Annotated in this window: 13 protein-coding genes; 7 read left to right on the top strand and 6 right to left on the bottom strand. The window is 54.1% G+C overall.

Going from position 1 to position 14,838, the window contains the following annotated elements; all coding sequences use genetic code 11:
* Positions 1–4: 4 nt before the first annotated feature.
* From QT230_RS03255 to QT230_RS03245, 3 genes are all read left to right on the top strand, one after another.
* Positions 5–277, top strand: a complete 273-nt coding sequence (locus QT230_RS03255; protein WP_035578838.1) for a DUF2160 domain-containing protein — start codon at positions 5–7, stop codon at positions 275–277.
* Between the two features lie 95 nt (positions 278–372).
* On the top strand, positions 373–2,136 hold the full coding sequence (locus QT230_RS03250; protein ID WP_308320047.1) for an ABC transporter substrate-binding protein: 1,764 nt from the start codon (positions 373–375) through the stop codon (positions 2,134–2,136).
* A gap of 178 nt (positions 2,137–2,314) precedes the next feature.
* On the top strand, positions 2,315–3,955 hold the full coding sequence (locus QT230_RS03245) for an FAD-dependent oxidoreductase (RefSeq protein WP_308320046.1): 1,641 nt from the start codon (positions 2,315–2,317) through the stop codon (positions 3,953–3,955).
* A gap of 143 nt (positions 3,956–4,098) precedes the next feature.
* Here the strand turns inward: QT230_RS03245 and glpK are convergent, their stop codons facing one another.
* The 5 genes from glpK to QT230_RS03225 form a co-directional block, all read right to left on the bottom strand.
* Entirely contained in the window at positions 4,099–5,583 is a 1,485-nt protein-coding gene (gene glpK / locus QT230_RS03240; protein WP_308320045.1) for a glycerol kinase GlpK, read from the bottom strand.
* A 136-nt stretch (positions 5,584–5,719) separates the two neighbouring features.
* The gene (locus QT230_RS03235; protein WP_308320044.1) at positions 5,720–6,478 is read right to left on the bottom strand and encodes a DeoR/GlpR family transcriptional regulator; all 759 of its coding nucleotides are present in this window, start codon (positions 6,476–6,478) and stop codon (positions 5,720–5,722) included.
* Between the two features lie 114 nt (positions 6,479–6,592).
* Positions 6,593–8,488, bottom strand: a complete 1,896-nt coding sequence (locus tag QT230_RS03230; protein ID WP_308320043.1) for an SLC13 family permease — start codon at positions 8,486–8,488, stop codon at positions 6,593–6,595.
* An 87-nt stretch (positions 8,489–8,575) separates the two neighbouring features.
* The gene (locus QT230_RS20835) at positions 8,576–8,713 is read right to left on the bottom strand and encodes a hypothetical protein (protein ID WP_374694437.1); all 138 of its coding nucleotides are present in this window, start codon (positions 8,711–8,713) and stop codon (positions 8,576–8,578) included.
* A 99-nt stretch (positions 8,714–8,812) separates the two neighbouring features.
* Positions 8,813–9,790: an NADPH:quinone reductase gene (locus QT230_RS03225; RefSeq protein ID WP_308320042.1), complete on the bottom strand. Its 978-nt coding sequence runs from the start codon at positions 9,788–9,790 to the stop codon at positions 8,813–8,815.
* Positions 9,791–10,088: 298 nt separating this feature from the next.
* Between QT230_RS03225 and QT230_RS03220 the strand changes: the two genes are divergently transcribed.
* Together QT230_RS03220 and nfo are read left to right on the top strand one after the other, a co-directional pair.
* Complete coding sequence (locus QT230_RS03220; RefSeq protein WP_308320041.1) at positions 10,089–10,847, top strand: glycerophosphodiester phosphodiesterase family protein; 759 nt, start codon at positions 10,089–10,091, stop codon at positions 10,845–10,847.
* Between the two features lie 43 nt (positions 10,848–10,890).
* Positions 10,891–11,754 carry a deoxyribonuclease IV gene (nfo, locus tag QT230_RS03215; protein WP_308320040.1) on the top strand — a complete coding sequence of 288 codons (864 nt, stop codon included), beginning with the start codon at positions 10,891–10,893 and terminating at the stop codon, positions 11,752–11,754.
* A 97-nt stretch (positions 11,755–11,851) separates the two neighbouring features.
* On the opposite strand, the gene QT230_RS03210 is transcribed toward nfo, so the two are convergent.
* Positions 11,852–12,286 (bottom strand): hypothetical protein, encoded by a 435-nt coding sequence (locus QT230_RS03210; RefSeq protein ID WP_308320039.1) that lies wholly within the window; start codon positions 12,284–12,286, stop codon positions 11,852–11,854.
* Positions 12,287–12,541: 255 nt separating this feature from the next.
* Between QT230_RS03210 and QT230_RS03205 the strand changes: the two genes are divergently transcribed.
* Positions 12,542–14,260 (top strand): proline--tRNA ligase, encoded by a 1,719-nt coding sequence (locus QT230_RS03205; protein ID WP_308320038.1) that lies wholly within the window; start codon positions 12,542–12,544, stop codon positions 14,258–14,260.
* Positions 14,244–14,837 (top strand): transglycosylase SLT domain-containing protein, encoded by a 594-nt coding sequence (locus QT230_RS03200; protein ID WP_308320037.1) that lies wholly within the window; start codon positions 14,244–14,246, stop codon positions 14,835–14,837. The genes QT230_RS03205 and QT230_RS03200 overlap by 17 nt, the downstream gene beginning before the upstream one ends.
* Position 14,838: the final 1 nt, after the last annotated feature.

The raw sequence follows: 14,838 nt of genomic DNA, 5'->3' as shown, positions 1-14,838 counted from the left end.
CACTATGTCTTGGATGGTATGGACAGTGCCCACCGCCATATTCTTTTCATCGATTGCCGCCATGCTGGCAGGCATGACGGTATGGGAGATTTTGTCGCCCACCATCGAGCGTAAAGGATTTTTACCCATTGCCACCACTCGCGGGGATCGGCTGTTTATCGGCCTGCTCTCAGCGGCCTTTATCCACTTGGGGGTGATTGGCTTCACCTCACTCTCCATTTGGATTGCACTAGCGGTATCAGCCGTATGGCTGCTGGTTTTAATGCGCTGGGGTTAGCCCTTGGGACTAGCTTTTGGGCAATGCCACCAGCGTTTAATCGGTATCAAGGACGGCCAAGCCATCAAGGAAGAACACAACAAAACGAGGTCAACATGCAAAAGCACTGCAATAAATCCAAACTCACGAAATTCAGACTGACAACCCTCGCCGCCAGCTTGCTGCTGGCATCTGGTACGCTGTCAGCGCAGGAAGAGGATACCCGCGCTATTGCTGAGCGCCTGGTCGATGAGCACTTCCAAAACTCGACGCTGAGCCGTGAAGAGCAAATCGAAGAGCTGATGTGGTTTGCCAAAGCCGCCGAGCCTTTTCGGGGCATGGATATCCAAACCGTTGCCGAAGGTCTCACTACCCACGTTTATGAAAGTGAAGTGTTAGCGGAAGCCTTTAGCGAGCTCACCGGCATCAATCTGACCCACAACATCATCGGTGAAGGTGATGTGGTGGACACCATGCAGAACCAGATGCAGTCGGGTAACAGTATCTACGACGGCTTCGTCAACGACACCGACTCCATCGGCACGCATATCCGCTACGGCACGACTATCAACCTAACTGAGGCGATGGAGAACGAGTGGGCCGACTACACGCTGCCTACCCTCGACCTGGATGATTTCATTGGCTTGCAGTACGGCACCGGGCCAGATGGCAGCCTCTATCAACTGCCTACCCAACAGTTCGCCAACCTTTACTGGTTCCGCTATGACTGGTTCCAACGTGAAGACCTGCAGGAGCAGTTCGGGGAAATTTACGGCTACGACTTAGGCGTGCCCACCAACTGGACAGCTTATCAAGACATTGCCGAGTTCTTTACTGAGCATGTGGGGGAAATAGACGGTACGAAGGTTTATGGTCATATGGATTACGGCCGCCGCGACCCGTCGTTGGGCTGGCGTTTCCACGACTCCTGGCTCTCTATGGCGGGTATGGGCAGCCCCGGCGTGCCTTCTGGTAACCCGGTGGATGACTGGGGTATCCGTGTCAATGAAGACAGCCAGCCGGTAGGCGCAAGCGTCAGCCGCGGCGGCGCTACCAACTCACCCGCTTCGGTATTTGCCATGCAAAAAGCCGTTGATTGGCTACGCGACTTTGCTCCACCCGAAGCGCAGGGTATGACCTTTGGTGAAGCGGGCCCGGTACCTGCGCAGGGGCATATTGCCCAGCAGATCTTCTGGTACACCGCCTTTACCGCCGATATGACCGACCCTGCGGTTGCGGTGACCGACGACGAAGGCAATCCGCTATGGCGCATGGCACCTTCCCCTACCGGCCCTTACTGGGAAGAGGGTATGAAGGTGGGCTACCAAGACGTAGGGGCATGGACATTCTTTGACTCTACCCCGGAAGACCGGCGCACCGCGGCGTGGCTGTTCGGCCAGTTCACCGTGTCTAAAACGGTGTCGTTAGAAAAACTCATGCATGGTTTAACGCCGATCCGTGAATCTGACATTTTCTCTGAGCAGATGACCGAAATGGCGCCCAAGCTGGGTGGCCTGGTGGAGTTCTACCGCAGCCCCAACGAGTCGAACTGGACGCCTACCGGTACCAACGTGCCTGACTACCCACGCATGGCCCCGCTATGGTGGCAGAACCTGGCCCCCGTCATGAGTGGTGAAGTCACGCCTCAGGAAGGTCTCGACAAACTGGCGGCGGATATGGATAGCACCATGCATCGTCTCGCCCGGGCCAACGTCTTCGACAGCTATGCTCCCGTACTTAACGAAGAGCAGGATCCGCAATACTGGCTGGATCAGGAAGGCTCACCCAAACCCAAGCTGGAGAATGAAATGCCGCAAGGCACCACCGTTCCTTATGACGAAATGATGGAAGCCTGGATGGAAGCCGGTTCACGCCAATAGTAACTATGCGCCAAGGGTAACTTATTACGCCAAAAGCAATGGGCGTAAGACTCACCCCGCATAAAAGCAACAGGGCGGGCAACCGCTTGCCCTGTTGAGGGTTTCATTGGCGGCTGGCCAAAATACAGGACAAAACACCCACGGCAACCGGGCTATTTATTGGTTAATTGGATCCGCTATGAAACTGCGAAATCGAAACATTGAAAAATTACCTCACGAGACCTTTGATGCCCTGATTATCGGGGGCGGTATTAACGGCGCAGCCACGGCGGCGGCGCTGGCTGGCAAAGGCGCAAAAGTCGCGCTGATTGACCGCGGCGACTTCGCGGGCAGTACCAGCATGCACTCCTCCAACCTAGTGTGGGGAGGCATTAAGTATATGGAAAGCAAGGATTTTGCGCTGGTTCGCAAGCTGTGCAAAAGCCGCAATCACTTGATTAAGAGTTACCCTTCCACGGTGCAGGAGATTCGTTTCCTGACCACTATTTCAAAAGGTTTTCGCCACTCGCCTCGCTACCTGTGGGCGGGAACCTGGCTGTACTGGCTAATGGGCAATGGCTTCACGAAACTGCCGCGCCTGCTCTCGCCGAAAAAAATCAAGCAACAAGAGCCCATTATCGATATCAAGGACTCCGTGGGCGGCTTCGAGTACTCCGACGCCTACCTCCACGATAACGACGCACGCTTTGTATTTAACTTTGTGCGCCACGCGCTTAACTATGGAGCAACTGCCGTCAACTACGTGGAGTCACTCGGCGCCGAGCGTGAAGGTGATCTATGGGTGACCAAAGCGCGCAACGTGATGGATGGCAATACTTTCGATATCCGTGCCAAGGTGTTGATCAACGCCGCCGGCCCTTGGGTAGATCAGCACAATGAGCTCACCGGCCAAAAGACCACCCATCATCACCTCTACTCCAAAGGCATTCATCTCATTGTTCCGCAGCTAACCGACTCGCAGCGAGTGCTGGCTTTTTTTGCCGACGATGGCAGGCTGTTTTTTGTCATTCCCATGGGCAATCGCACCTGTATCGGCACCACCGATACCCACATGGAGCACCCTGAGGTGGACGTTACCGCCGAAGATATCGCTTTTGTGCTGGAGAATATCAATAAACGCCTCACCTTGGATAAACCGCTCACCCAGGATGACATTATCTCAACGCGCTGTGGCGTAAGACCGCTCGCCATTAAAGATAACCAGGGCAGTGACCGCGATTTCCTACAGCTATCGCGAAAGCACGTGATCGACACCAATGCCGAAAGCGCCCATATCAGCATCTTTGGCGGTAAACTTACCGACTGTTTGAACGTTGGCGATGAGATTGCCGAAGCGGTGGGCCGCCTGGGCGTTGCCCTGTCAGACCCCAATTTTCAGTGGTATGGAGAACCGCCCAAGCCCGTGAAACAGCAGTTTATGGATCAAGCCAAGCGCATGAACCTGGATGCCATGACGGCCTCTACCTCATCCGAGCTGCTCTCCATTCGGCTTTGGCGGCGCTACGCCGATCAGGCCATATCGATGCTTGAGAAAATCCGTCAGGATCCCGCTCAGGGCGAAATTTTAATTGAAGGCACAGAGTACATCCGCTGTGAGATTGAGCATGCCCGCGACCACGAGATGATCACCCAGCTCGAGGATTTCCTGCGCCGCCGCGCGAAAGTCTCACTGGTGGTGCCTCATGAACAATTACGCCAATCCAGCGGTTTAAAGGAGGCGTGTCGGGTGCTGTTTGGCGACGACGCTGACGAGCGTTTTAACCAGTACTTTGAACAAAATCGCGATACCGCGCTACCGCCGACTTCTTCTGTGGTTTAACCTCTTTATTGATTAAATATATTCAGTGGATAAACTTAAAAAGCCCCTTCATATCAATGAGGGGGCGTTAGTGTGTGTAAACAGAACAGTCATTAAGAACAGTCATTAAGAACAGTCATTAAGCGTCGGCGACTGGGCCCTATCTAGGTAGAGCGCACGCGTGAAACGGCGTCCAACCAGCCCTGATAGAGCTGCTCGCGGGTGGTCTCTTCCATCGTCGGCATAAAGCTTTTCTCACAGCGCCACAGCTGTTCGATCTCTTCCAACGTTTGATACCAACCTAGGCGCAGCCCGGCTAAGTAAGCCGCGCCCAGTGCGGTGGTCTCCAAAATAGTCGGGCGATCCACCTGAACACCCAGCATATCGGCAAGAAACTGCATCACCCAGCTGTTCTTCACCATGCCGCCATCGACGCGTAACGTGCCTGGTGGAGCCTCCATATCGTCGTTCATGCAGTGCTGTAAATCGCGGGTTTGATAGCACACCGCTTGTAGGCCAGCGGCCACTATTTCAGCGATGCCGGTGTCCCGGGTTAAGCCAAAAATAGCGCCGCGTGCTTTCGGATCCCAGTGGGGAGCACCTAAGCCGGTAAAGGCGGGCACCAGATAAACGCTGTGACCGCTACGGGTCTGCTGGGCCAAAGCTTCGGTTTCCGATGCGTCGGCAAACAGGTTTAGGCCATCGCGCAGCCACTGCACCGTCGCCCCGGCCACAAAAATGCTGCCCTCCATAGCGTAGGTCGGCTTACCGTTAAGCCGGTAGCCAATCGTGGTCAGCAGGCGATTACGCGAAAGCGACGGTGTCTCACCGGTATTCACAATCATAAAACAGCCAGTGCCGTAGGTGCTTTTGCCCATCCCCGGTTGAAAGCACGCCTGCCCCACTAAAGCCGCCTGCTGATCCCCCGCCACCCCAGCAATGGGCAGCGCAGCGCCCAGCCAGTGCGCTTCGGTAGTGCCAAAATCATCGCTGGAGTCTTTTACTACAGGCATAAGATTGGCGGGGATATTAAATAGCCCCAGCAGCTCTTCATCCCACTCCTGGGTATGGATATTAAACAGCGCCGTACGTGAAGCATTAGTGGCATCAGTCACGTGCTGCTGACCACCGGTCAGCCGCCAGATTAAAAAGCTATCCACCGTACCGAATGCCAGCTCGCCCTGCTCAGCGCGCTCCCTGGCACCCTCAACGTTATCTAATATCCAGGCAAGCTTCGTAGCCGAAAAGTAGGGGTCAATTAAAAGACCCGTTTTCGACTGAACAACATCGGTGTGGCCTTGATCGCGCAGCGACTGGCACAAATCTGAGGTGCGGCGATCCTGCCAGACGATGGCGTTATAGAGTGGTTTACCGGTTTGCCGATCCCAAACAAGAGTGGTTTCCCGCTGGTTGGTAATACCGATGCCGGCTATTTGCTCAGCGGAAACTTCAGCGTTGCGTATCACGTCCCGGCAGGTTGCTACTACCGTTTCCCAAATATCTTCGGGGTTGTGCTCAATCCAGCCGTCGTGGGGGAAATGCTGGGTGAATTCCTGCTGGGCAACAGCAGCCACTTGGCCTTGGCGATCAAACAGAATGGCGCGGGAGCTGGTGGTACCTTGATCGATGGCGAGTATAAAAGAGGACATATCGAGTTCACTTTGTTGTATTGTCTTTCGATTTTGTATACTTACTTTCGCTTTATTATCATCTAAGGCTACTCCAGCCATCCAAAATGCTCAAGGATGAAACTACCTCATTAAGCAATTTCATCAAGCAATCTCATCATGCAATGTACAGCGCCACATCGTGCTGATTGAGCAAACGCTGAATCGCTTCCGGCGGTTTGCGGTCAGTAAATAACGCATCCAGCTGTTCCAAGTTGCCTTGTCGCACGACCGGATTACGGTGAAATTTAGAGTAGTCCGCCGCCAAATAAATGCGCCGCGAATTAGCGATAATTGCCTGAGCCACGCGCACCTCCTGATAGTCAAACTCCAGCAGCGAGCCATCCTCGTCAATACCACTGATACCGATAATGCCGTAGTCCACTTTAAACTGATTAATAAAGTCGATAGTGGCTTCGCCGATAATGCCGCCATCCCGGGAGCGCACCTGGCCACCGGCGATGATCACAGTAAAGTCCTCTTTATGCTGCAGAATGGCGGCGACATTAAGGTTATTGGTAATAATCTCAAGGCCCTGATGTTCTAACAGCGCTTGAGCAATCACTTCGTTACTGGTACCGATATTGATAAACAGTGAGGAGTGGTTAGGGATATGCTGGGCTAAACAGCGGGCAATGCGCTCTTTCTCTTCCAGATGCAGCGTCTTACGCGTGCTGTAAGCGGTATTCACCGTACTTGACTCGATTCCCACCCCACCATGAACGCGTCGCACCCGGCCTTCATCGGCCAGGGTATTCAAATCGCGGCGGATGGTTTGCGGTGTCACGGCAAAATGATCGGTAAGCTGTTCGATACTCATATAACCGTGCTGGCGAACCAGCTCGACAATGGCATCCTGACGAAATTGTTGATTCATAAGCCCAGCCTGTTCGATTTTTGTTGGTATATGAACATAATCTAGCAAAATTTTCGAAATCTAATAACTTTCATCAAACAATTCGGCAGGCGCCAAACCGACAGACAACGCCTACTACAGCGGCCACACCAACAAAATCAGCGGGATCGCAACCACCAGAACGACCAGTGAAAGCGGTAAGCCCAGTTTCCAATAATCGCCAAAGCGGTAACCACCCGGCCCTAGCACCAGCGTATTGGATTGATGTCCGATCGGGGTTAAAAACGCACAGGAGGCACTAACCGCCACCACCATCAAGAACGGGTCGAGTGAGACATCAAAGCCATTGGCTAAACTCACCGCAATAGGCGCCATCAGCAGCGCAGCCGCCGCATTGTTGACCACATTGGAGAGCAGCATAGAGAGTAAAAACAGCCCGACCATGGTGACGACGACCGGCCAGTCACTGCCAAAGCTCAGCAACGCGTCGGCAATCAAATCAGCACCACCGCTGGTTTCCAACGCTTCACCCACGGGTATCATCGCCGCTAGCAGCACGATGACAGGGCCATCAATGGCTTGGTAGCCTTCGCGCAGTGGCAGCACACCAATCAACAGTGAAGTCAACGCGGCGCTGCTCATCGCGACGGCAGCGGGAAGTAAATCAAATAGCATGGCCATAATCGCCAGGGCAAAAATGGCAATCGACATTATCAGTTTACGCGGCTGGCCCAGGTACAGCTCACGTTTAGCAAGTGGCAGGCAGCCCAGTGAGGCAAGGCTTTCCGATATCTCGCTTTCACTGCCCTGCAGGAGTAATACATCACCATTTTTAAAACGAATATCGCGTAACCTCTGCTTTAAACGACCGCCATCCCGGGCGACGGCTACTAAGTGCAGCCCAAATTGATGGTTCAAACGAAGCTGGCGTACGCTGCGATTAATCATCATGGAATCATTACGCACTACCGCTTCAATTAGCTGTAGACCCTCGGTATCCACCGGCTGGCGATCTTTTTTGGCCTCTTTCTTATGGGCAGTATCAGTGCCTTTATCATCTAGTGAATGCTCTGCGTCTTTTGCCTCTGAATCTTCCGCCAGCTCTTCCTCTAGCTCCTCCTCCAGTTCAGCAATCGCACTGAGCCCCACTTTGTCTTCCAGCATTTGCAGCTCGTCGGGCCCTGCCTCCAACAGCAGAATATCGCCTTCTTCCAAGGCGCCGTGAAAGTTATAGCCAGCGCGACGATTATCATCGCGAACCACCGCCAAAACGGGGATGGTTTCATCCAGCTCGTCGCGCAGCTGTTGCAGCGTCAAACCTCTGGCTTTCGACTCTTCGCCTACTTTTAGCTCAACCAAATAGTTGGCGGTATCAAACATCTCATCGGTAGAGGCTTGCCCACTGCGCTTCGGGGTCAAGCGCCAACCAATCAGAACAATAAACGCCAAACCGGCGAGTGCCACTACAATGCCGACCGGTGTAAAGCTGAACATACTAAACGCCTCACCGGTCACATCCCTTCGATAGCTGGAAATAATGATATTAGGCGGGGTGCCGATCAACGTTGTCAGCCCGCCAAGCAAAGAGCCAAACGCTAGCGGCATGAGCAGTAACGAGGGCGAGGTGTTATGCTCGCGGGCCAAGCGCATTGCCACCGGCAGCAGCAGGGCCAGAGCGCCCACGTTATTCATCATACCCGATAGCAGTACGATAGTGCCCACCAGCACCAAAAGCTGTAACAGCAGGTTTTCACCTACTTTAAGCACTTGATTGGCAATAATATCGACCACACCGGAGCGCTCAAACCCACGACTCAGCACCAGCACGGCGGCCACAGTAATCACCGCCGGGTGGCCAAAGCCTGCAAAAGCGCCTTCGGCTGGCACTAGCCCTAACATGACCGAACCCAACAAGGCCGCCAGCGCCACCAGATCATAGCGAAATCGCCCCCAGATAAACGCGGCAAGCGTTAGCCCGAGGACGATAAACACCAGCGTACTGGGTGCTATTGCTAAGTCTTCAATCGACATCCTTTTCCTACTCCCTTACCGCCGCTCAATGACAGCCGCATACAATTGATGCGCGCCATACCATAGGCATCGCTATTCCAATGCACATTAGACGTTTACCATACACAGGTATAGCCCCTGCAAATTTATTGCCCTGTAGTTATAAAAACCCGAGTTATAAAAACCCGAGTTGTAAAAACCCGAGTTGTAAAAACCCGAGTTGTAATAATCTGAGCTGTAAAAAATCTGACAGAAAAAAAAGCCCGGCGAAGCCGAGCTTTAGAGGAGGATTGGACGCCGCCGAAGCGGCCCCCATCAGCGATAGCAAAAGGCCCACCAAACCCTCTATGGCAATAGAATAGTAGACCCTGTGGTTTTGCGGCTTTGCAGCGCGTCTTGGGCTTTGCCCGCTTCTCCCAACGGGTAGCGATTAGCGATATCGATGCTAACTTTACCGCTTTCAATCATGGCAAAGAACTCTTCACACATCATCTCCAAACGCTCGCGGGTATCAGCGTAGCCATTGAGGCTAGGACGAGTCACGTAGAGCGCGCCCTTCTGGTTAAGGATGCCGATATTAACCCCATCCACTGGCCCAGAGGCGTTGCCGAAGCTGACCATTAGCCCACGGGGCTTCAGGCAGTCCAGCGACATTTCCCAAGTGTCTTTACCCACCGAGTCATAGACCACATCGCACATACCGCCGTTGGTGAGCTCGCGCACGCGCTCAACCACGCTCTCTTCGCTGTAATTGATCGTCGCCCAGGCGCCGTTGGCCATGGCTAGATCCGCTTTTTCTTGTGAGCTAACGGTACCAATTAGCTTAACGCCCAGAGACTTTGCCCACTGGCAGGCAATTGATCCCACCCCACCAGCGGCGGCGTGGAATAGAATGGTTTCGCCACCTTTCAACTCATAGGTTTGGCGCAACAGATACTGCACGGTAAGCCCCTTGAGCATACTGGCCGCAGCAGTCTCAAAATCCACGAAGTCGGGTAGTTTGACCACCTTTGCCGCCGGCAGTGTATGCAGCTCGGCATAGGCACCTAATGGGCCTTGCGCATAGGCCACACGATCGCCCACATTAAGGTGCGTGACACCCTCGCCAACGGCATCCACCACGCCCGCGCCTTCTGTACCCAGCCCAGAAGGCATAGCAGGCGCAGGATAAAGGCCGGTACGAAAATAAATGTCGATAAAATTTAGGCCAACGGCTTTGTTGGCGATACGCACTTCACCCTGGCCGGGTTCAGCAGGCGTTACGTCGACCAACTCAAGTACCTCTGAACCGCCGGCACGAGCAAATTGAATACGCTTAGACATTAGTATCTCCTTATTAATTATTGAGCTTGTTATGAGCACTCATAGCAACAGGTGCCGTTATACAAGCGCGTCGCGGCGTTTAAATCAAGCTAGCACGCTAGCGTTTTTTACCTCAGTCGTTTAAGGAGCAGAATTTAAGGGCTAGGGTTTAAGGATCAGGGCTTAAAGATCAGGGCTTAAAGATCAGGGCTTAAAGATCAGGGCTTAAAGATCAAGCCACGAAGGAGATGAAATCCCGCTGTCATGCACTCATGCTAGTATTAGTGCTCTTTTATCGTCTAAGGCTTAGAGATTTGTCATGACGCATCCCGCCATTCAAGTACCCGCACTCATTGCCCACCGCGGCTACTCCGCCGCCGCCCCAGAAAACACCCTTGCAGCGGTGCGCGCTGCCCACCAAGCGGGGGCCACATGGGTCGAGCTGGATGTGCAACTACTGGGTGACGGCACCCCGGTGATTTGGCACGACAGCGACGTCGCGCGTTGCTCAAACGGCCGCGGCGGGCTTGCCTCCATGGATTGGGCCAAGGCGCAAGCCCTGGATGCAGGAAGTTGGTTTGACGACCGTTTTGCGGGTGAGAAAATGCCCAGCTTGGCGCAAATGCTAGCACTGCTCAATGAGCTGAAAATGGGCGTGAATATGGAAATAAAGGTCAATAAAGGCCGCGACCCCATCGCGCTGGTTGAACGCACGCTGCCGGAAATGCTCGATACGCTCCCCCCCGAGCGTTTGATTATCTCATCCTTCAATGCCAGCGCCCTTACCCATTGCCGTCAGTTTGCTAGCACAGAGCGGCTGGCCCTGGGCGTGCTGTTCGGTAGCGTGCCTAGAAGCTGGCGTGAGCAGTGCGAGGCCATTGAAGCATTCAGCGTGCACCCTCACTGGCCACGCTTAAAGCGTGCTCAAGCCGACGCCATGCAGCGCGATGGCTATCAAATTTTGTGCTATACCGCCAATGATCCCAGTGCCTTTCATAGCCGTTGGGCGTGGGGTATCGGTAGCGTTATCACCGATGAACCCGCCGTGTTCAAGCGCTTTTTAGATAGCCATGGATAAGTTCAAACGCATGATAAGCTCAAACACTGACAAGGAGGCTACCGTGAAATACCTAGGAGCCCACGTGAGCGCCGCTGGCGGTGCAGACCAAGCCGTACACCGAGCGGTAGCCATTGGCGCAGACGCCTTTGCGCTGTTCACTAAAAATCAGCGCCAGTGGCAAGGTAAGCCGCTCACCGATGAAGCGATTCAAGCCTTCCGCGACGCCTGCGCCGAGCATAGCTTCGCCCCAGAGCAGATTCTGCCCCATGACAGCTATCTGATTAATCTTGGCCACCCGGAGCAGGAAGGCCTGCGCAAATCCCGGGATGCCTTTCTGGATGAGATGCAGCGCTGCGAGCAGTTGGGGCTGACGCTGCTTAATTTTCACCCCGGCAGCCACTTAAATAAAATCAGCGAAAGCGACTGCTTAAAGCGTATTGCGGAATCCGTCAATGAAGCACTAGCGCATACTCAAGGCGTCACGGCAGTAATTGAAAATACGGCGGGGCAAGGTACCAACCTGGGCTGGCGCTTCGAGCATTTAGCCGAAATCATTGCCCACGTGGACGATAAAACCCGCGTTGGGGTATGTATTGATACCTGCCACGCCTTTGCGGCAGGCTACGATTTGCGCAATGCAGAGGCGACTCAAGCAACCCTGGATGAGCTCGGTAAAGTGGTGGGGTTTGAGTACCTACGCGGGATGCACTTAAACGATGCTAAAAGCAACTTTGCCAGCCGCGTGGATCGCCACCACAGCCTGGGTAAAGGCAACATCGGCCTGCCCGCCTTCACCACCATCATGCAAGAGCCGCGGATTAACGCCATTCCGATGATTTTAGAGACCGTCGAGCCCGAGATATGGGCCGATGAAATCGCTTGGCTCCGCACCCAGGCGCTAGCCGCGCTCTCAGAGTATTGCTAATCCTGACTAATATGCTTAGCCAAACGACAGCGATCAACAAAAAAATCTCAGCTAGGCGTTAAGCCCAACTGGGGGTTTGTTTTTTTGCGGCATAGCATTACATGGCAGAAAGCTTCTCTTCATCCAGTACGCCAGACATACGTACCATGGCCAGCGCTTCATCCAGATTTTCCATCTCTTCAATCATGATCAGCTCACTCTCTAAACTTACCGGCTGGCCGGCTTTCTCAGAGAGCAATTTTTCGAGGGAAGCTAAATCCATAGTGTCGTCTAAGTTGTGCACATCGACTGAGGCGCTGTTACGGCCCGGCAGGTAGATGGTGCCATTAGAAAAATCCACGGCGTAGGCAATCACACCTGGCACAATAAAAAACAGCAGTCCCACGCCGTTGGCAACTGCGATTACCGGATCAATATCACCGCTCAATTGCCCTTTTCGCTCTGGGTGAAAAAGAGTACCGCAACCACTTAATGAAACAATTGAGACGCCGATCACGGCCCCGGTTAACCAGCGACGAACTGCTTGATGCATGGAGGTTCCCTCAAACAAAAAAGTAACGATAGCCGATATAGCGTGTTGCGCTTTGGTTTTTTGCCGACTACCGCGCCATAAAACTCGATAAGTTTAGCACAGCGATTTAAAAGCATAGATGATTTAGCGATAAGGACTATTTTGCCGCGTCAACCACTAGGCCGTACAATGCCAGCATTCAACGCTTACAAGCACGTTTTTAATAACTGCGCTTTCAAAAACTACGCTTTCAAAAACCAAGGAATGCCCACGCCCATGCGCGCCAGCCAACTACTGATTGCCACTCTGAAAGAAACCCCGGCCGATGCTGAAGTCATTAGTCATCAGCTAATGCTCCGCGCCGGGATGATTCGCCGTTTAACCTCAGGGCTTTATACGTGGCTACCACTTGGCCTGCGCACGCTGCGTAAAGTTGAAGCCATTGTGCGCGAAGAGATGAACCGCGCCGGTGCTCAAGAGGTTCTCATGCCCGCAGTACAGCCCGCCGAACTATGGCAGGAGTCTGGCCGCTGGGAGCAGTACGGCCCCGAGCTGTTACGTCTCAAAGACCGTCACGACCGCGACTACTGCGTTGGCCCGACTCACGAAGAAGTCATTACTGACCTAGTGCGTAAAGAGATCGCCAGCTATAAACAGCTGCCGATCAATTTTTATCAGATTCAGACCAAGTTTCGCGACGAGATTCGCCCGCGTTTCGGGGTAATGCGCTCGCGTGAGTTCGTCATGAAAGATGCGTACTCCTTCCACTTGGATGAAGCCTCGTTGAAGCAAACCTACCAGGATATGTACGACGCTTACACACGCATTTTCACGCGTTTGGGCCTCGACTTTCGTCCGGTGATCGCCGATAACGGCTCTATCGGCGGTACCGGCTCCCACGAATTCCACGTGCTCGCGGACTCCGGCGAAGACGATATCGTGTTCTCCAACGCCTCCGACTACGCCGCGAACATGGAAAAGGCCGAAGCCCTGCCCGCTCCGCTGGGCAGCGACATACAGCGCGAAGCGCCTTCCCAAGAGATGCATCTGGTAGATACACCTAACGCCAAAACCATTGCCACCCTGGTTGAACAGTTTGATCTACCCATCGAGAAAACGGTCAAAACCCTGATCGTACGTGCCGCCGAAGGTGGCCTGATTGCCCTATTGGTGCGTGGCGATCATGAGCTGAACGAGGTAAAAGCAGAAAACCTTCCTCAAGTGGCGGCTCCGCTGACTATGGGCAGCGAAGAGGAAATTCGCGCAGCAGCCGGCGCCGGCTTTGGCTCGCTTGGCCCAGTGAACCTCAATATGCCCATTATTGCCGACCGCAGCGTTGCCCTAATGAGCGACTTTGGGGCGGGTGCCAATATTGAAGGCAAGCACTACTTCGGCATTAACTGGGAGCGCGACGTTGCCCTGCCAGAAGTGGCCGACCTGCGCAATGTAGTGGAAGGCGATCCGTCGCCCGATGGCCAGGGCACGCTCTCGATCAAGCGCGGCATCGAAGTTGGCCACGTTTTCCAGCTTGGCCAAAAGTATTCCCAGGCCATGAACGCCAACGTACTCGGCGACAATGGCAAAACCAGCCAGCCGTGGATGGGCTGTTACGGCATCGGCGTGACCCGCGTGGTCGCTGCAGCCATTGAACAGAACCACGATGACTCGGGCATTATCTGGCCCAACGCCATTGCCCCCTTCCAGGTGGCACTGGTACCCATGAACGCGCACAAATCCCAGCGTGTCCGCGAAGAGTCCGAGCGTCTTTATCAAGCGCTGAGCGCTGCCGGTTTAGACGTGCTGCTGGATGATCGCGATACTCGCCCTGGAGTTAAATTTGCCGATTTAGAACTAATGGGGGTTCCACACCGCTTGGTGATCGGTGATCGTGGTCTAGACAACGGTGAACTGGAGTACAAAGGCCGCCGAGATAGCGAAGCCACCATGGTGCCTGCGGATCAAATCGTTGATTTTCTGCGTGAGAAAGCTAGCTAAAGTAATAACCCTACGCGGGATCTTGCTGAGCGGCACTGGGTTTATAGCGACAAGCCTAGTGGCCGCTCAGCCGCTATCTCCCCCCCTGTCCGCTACCCTTGAAGCGGCTAATCAACAGCATCAAACGTCTCAGCAGCAGTGGATTGCGCGTCAATGGCGTGCTCGTATGGATACGCCGCTTGCACGCTTTGTTCGCAATCCTGAACAGCGCCAAATGCTGCTAACACACATCTATCAAGAAGCCCGGCTGGCAGGGCTACCGCCGGATTTGGTGTTAGCCTTGATCCAAGTCGAGAGCGCCTTTAAAGCCGATGCGATCTCCTCCGCAGGTGCGGTCGGCCTGATGCAAATAATGCCTTTTTGGGTCAGTGAGCTTGGCCTGCCGCTTGACGATTTGACGCACCCGCCGCGCAACTTGCGCTATGGATGTACGATTCTGGCGCACTATCTGGCTATCGAAAATGGCGACTTCACTCGGGCGCTGGCACGTTATAACGGCAGCTTGGGGGAAACCTGGTACCCGGAGCGGGTCATGCATGCCTGGCGAGATACCTGGCGTGCGTTTGCACCGCGTTAAT

This window comes from Halomonas sp. SpR8 (assembly GCF_031010195.1).
Lineage (GTDB): Bacteria > Pseudomonadota > Gammaproteobacteria > Pseudomonadales > Halomonadaceae > Vreelandella.
The sequence above is the reverse complement of the archived record's forward strand: the minus strand, read 5'-3'. Positions and strand labels throughout refer to the sequence as shown.

What these genes read in the sequence shown, in the direction of transcription:
- QT230_RS03225 (WP_308320042.1), bottom strand. Translation starts at nt 9,790, where the DNA reads ATGTCTAAGCGTATTCAATTTGCTCGTGCCGGCGGTTCAGAGGTACTT.
- QT230_RS03245 (WP_308320046.1), top strand. Translation starts at nt 2,315, where the DNA reads ATGAAACTGCGAAATCGAAACATTGAAAAATTACCTCACGAGACCTTT.
- QT230_RS03210 (WP_308320039.1), bottom strand. Translation starts at nt 12,286, where the DNA reads ATGCATCAAGCAGTTCGTCGCTGGTTAACCGGGGCCGTGATCGGCGTC.
- QT230_RS03230 (WP_308320043.1), bottom strand. Translation starts at nt 8,488, where the DNA reads ATGTCGATTGAAGACTTAGCAATAGCACCCAGTACGCTGGTGTTTATC.
- QT230_RS03255 (WP_035578838.1), top strand. Translation starts at nt 5, where the DNA reads ATGTCTTGGATGGTATGGACAGTGCCCACCGCCATATTCTTTTCATCG.
- QT230_RS03220 (WP_308320041.1), top strand. Translation starts at nt 10,089, where the DNA reads ATGACGCATCCCGCCATTCAAGTACCCGCACTCATTGCCCACCGCGGC.
- glpK (WP_308320045.1), bottom strand. Translation starts at nt 5,583, where the DNA reads ATGTCCTCTTTTATACTCGCCATCGATCAAGGTACCACCAGCTCCCGC.
- QT230_RS03205 (WP_308320038.1), top strand. Translation starts at nt 12,542, where the DNA reads ATGCGCGCCAGCCAACTACTGATTGCCACTCTGAAAGAAACCCCGGCC.
- QT230_RS03235 (WP_308320044.1), bottom strand. Translation starts at nt 6,478, where the DNA reads ATGAATCAACAATTTCGTCAGGATGCCATTGTCGAGCTGGTTCGCCAG.
- QT230_RS03250 (WP_308320047.1), top strand. Translation starts at nt 373, where the DNA reads ATGCAAAAGCACTGCAATAAATCCAAACTCACGAAATTCAGACTGACA.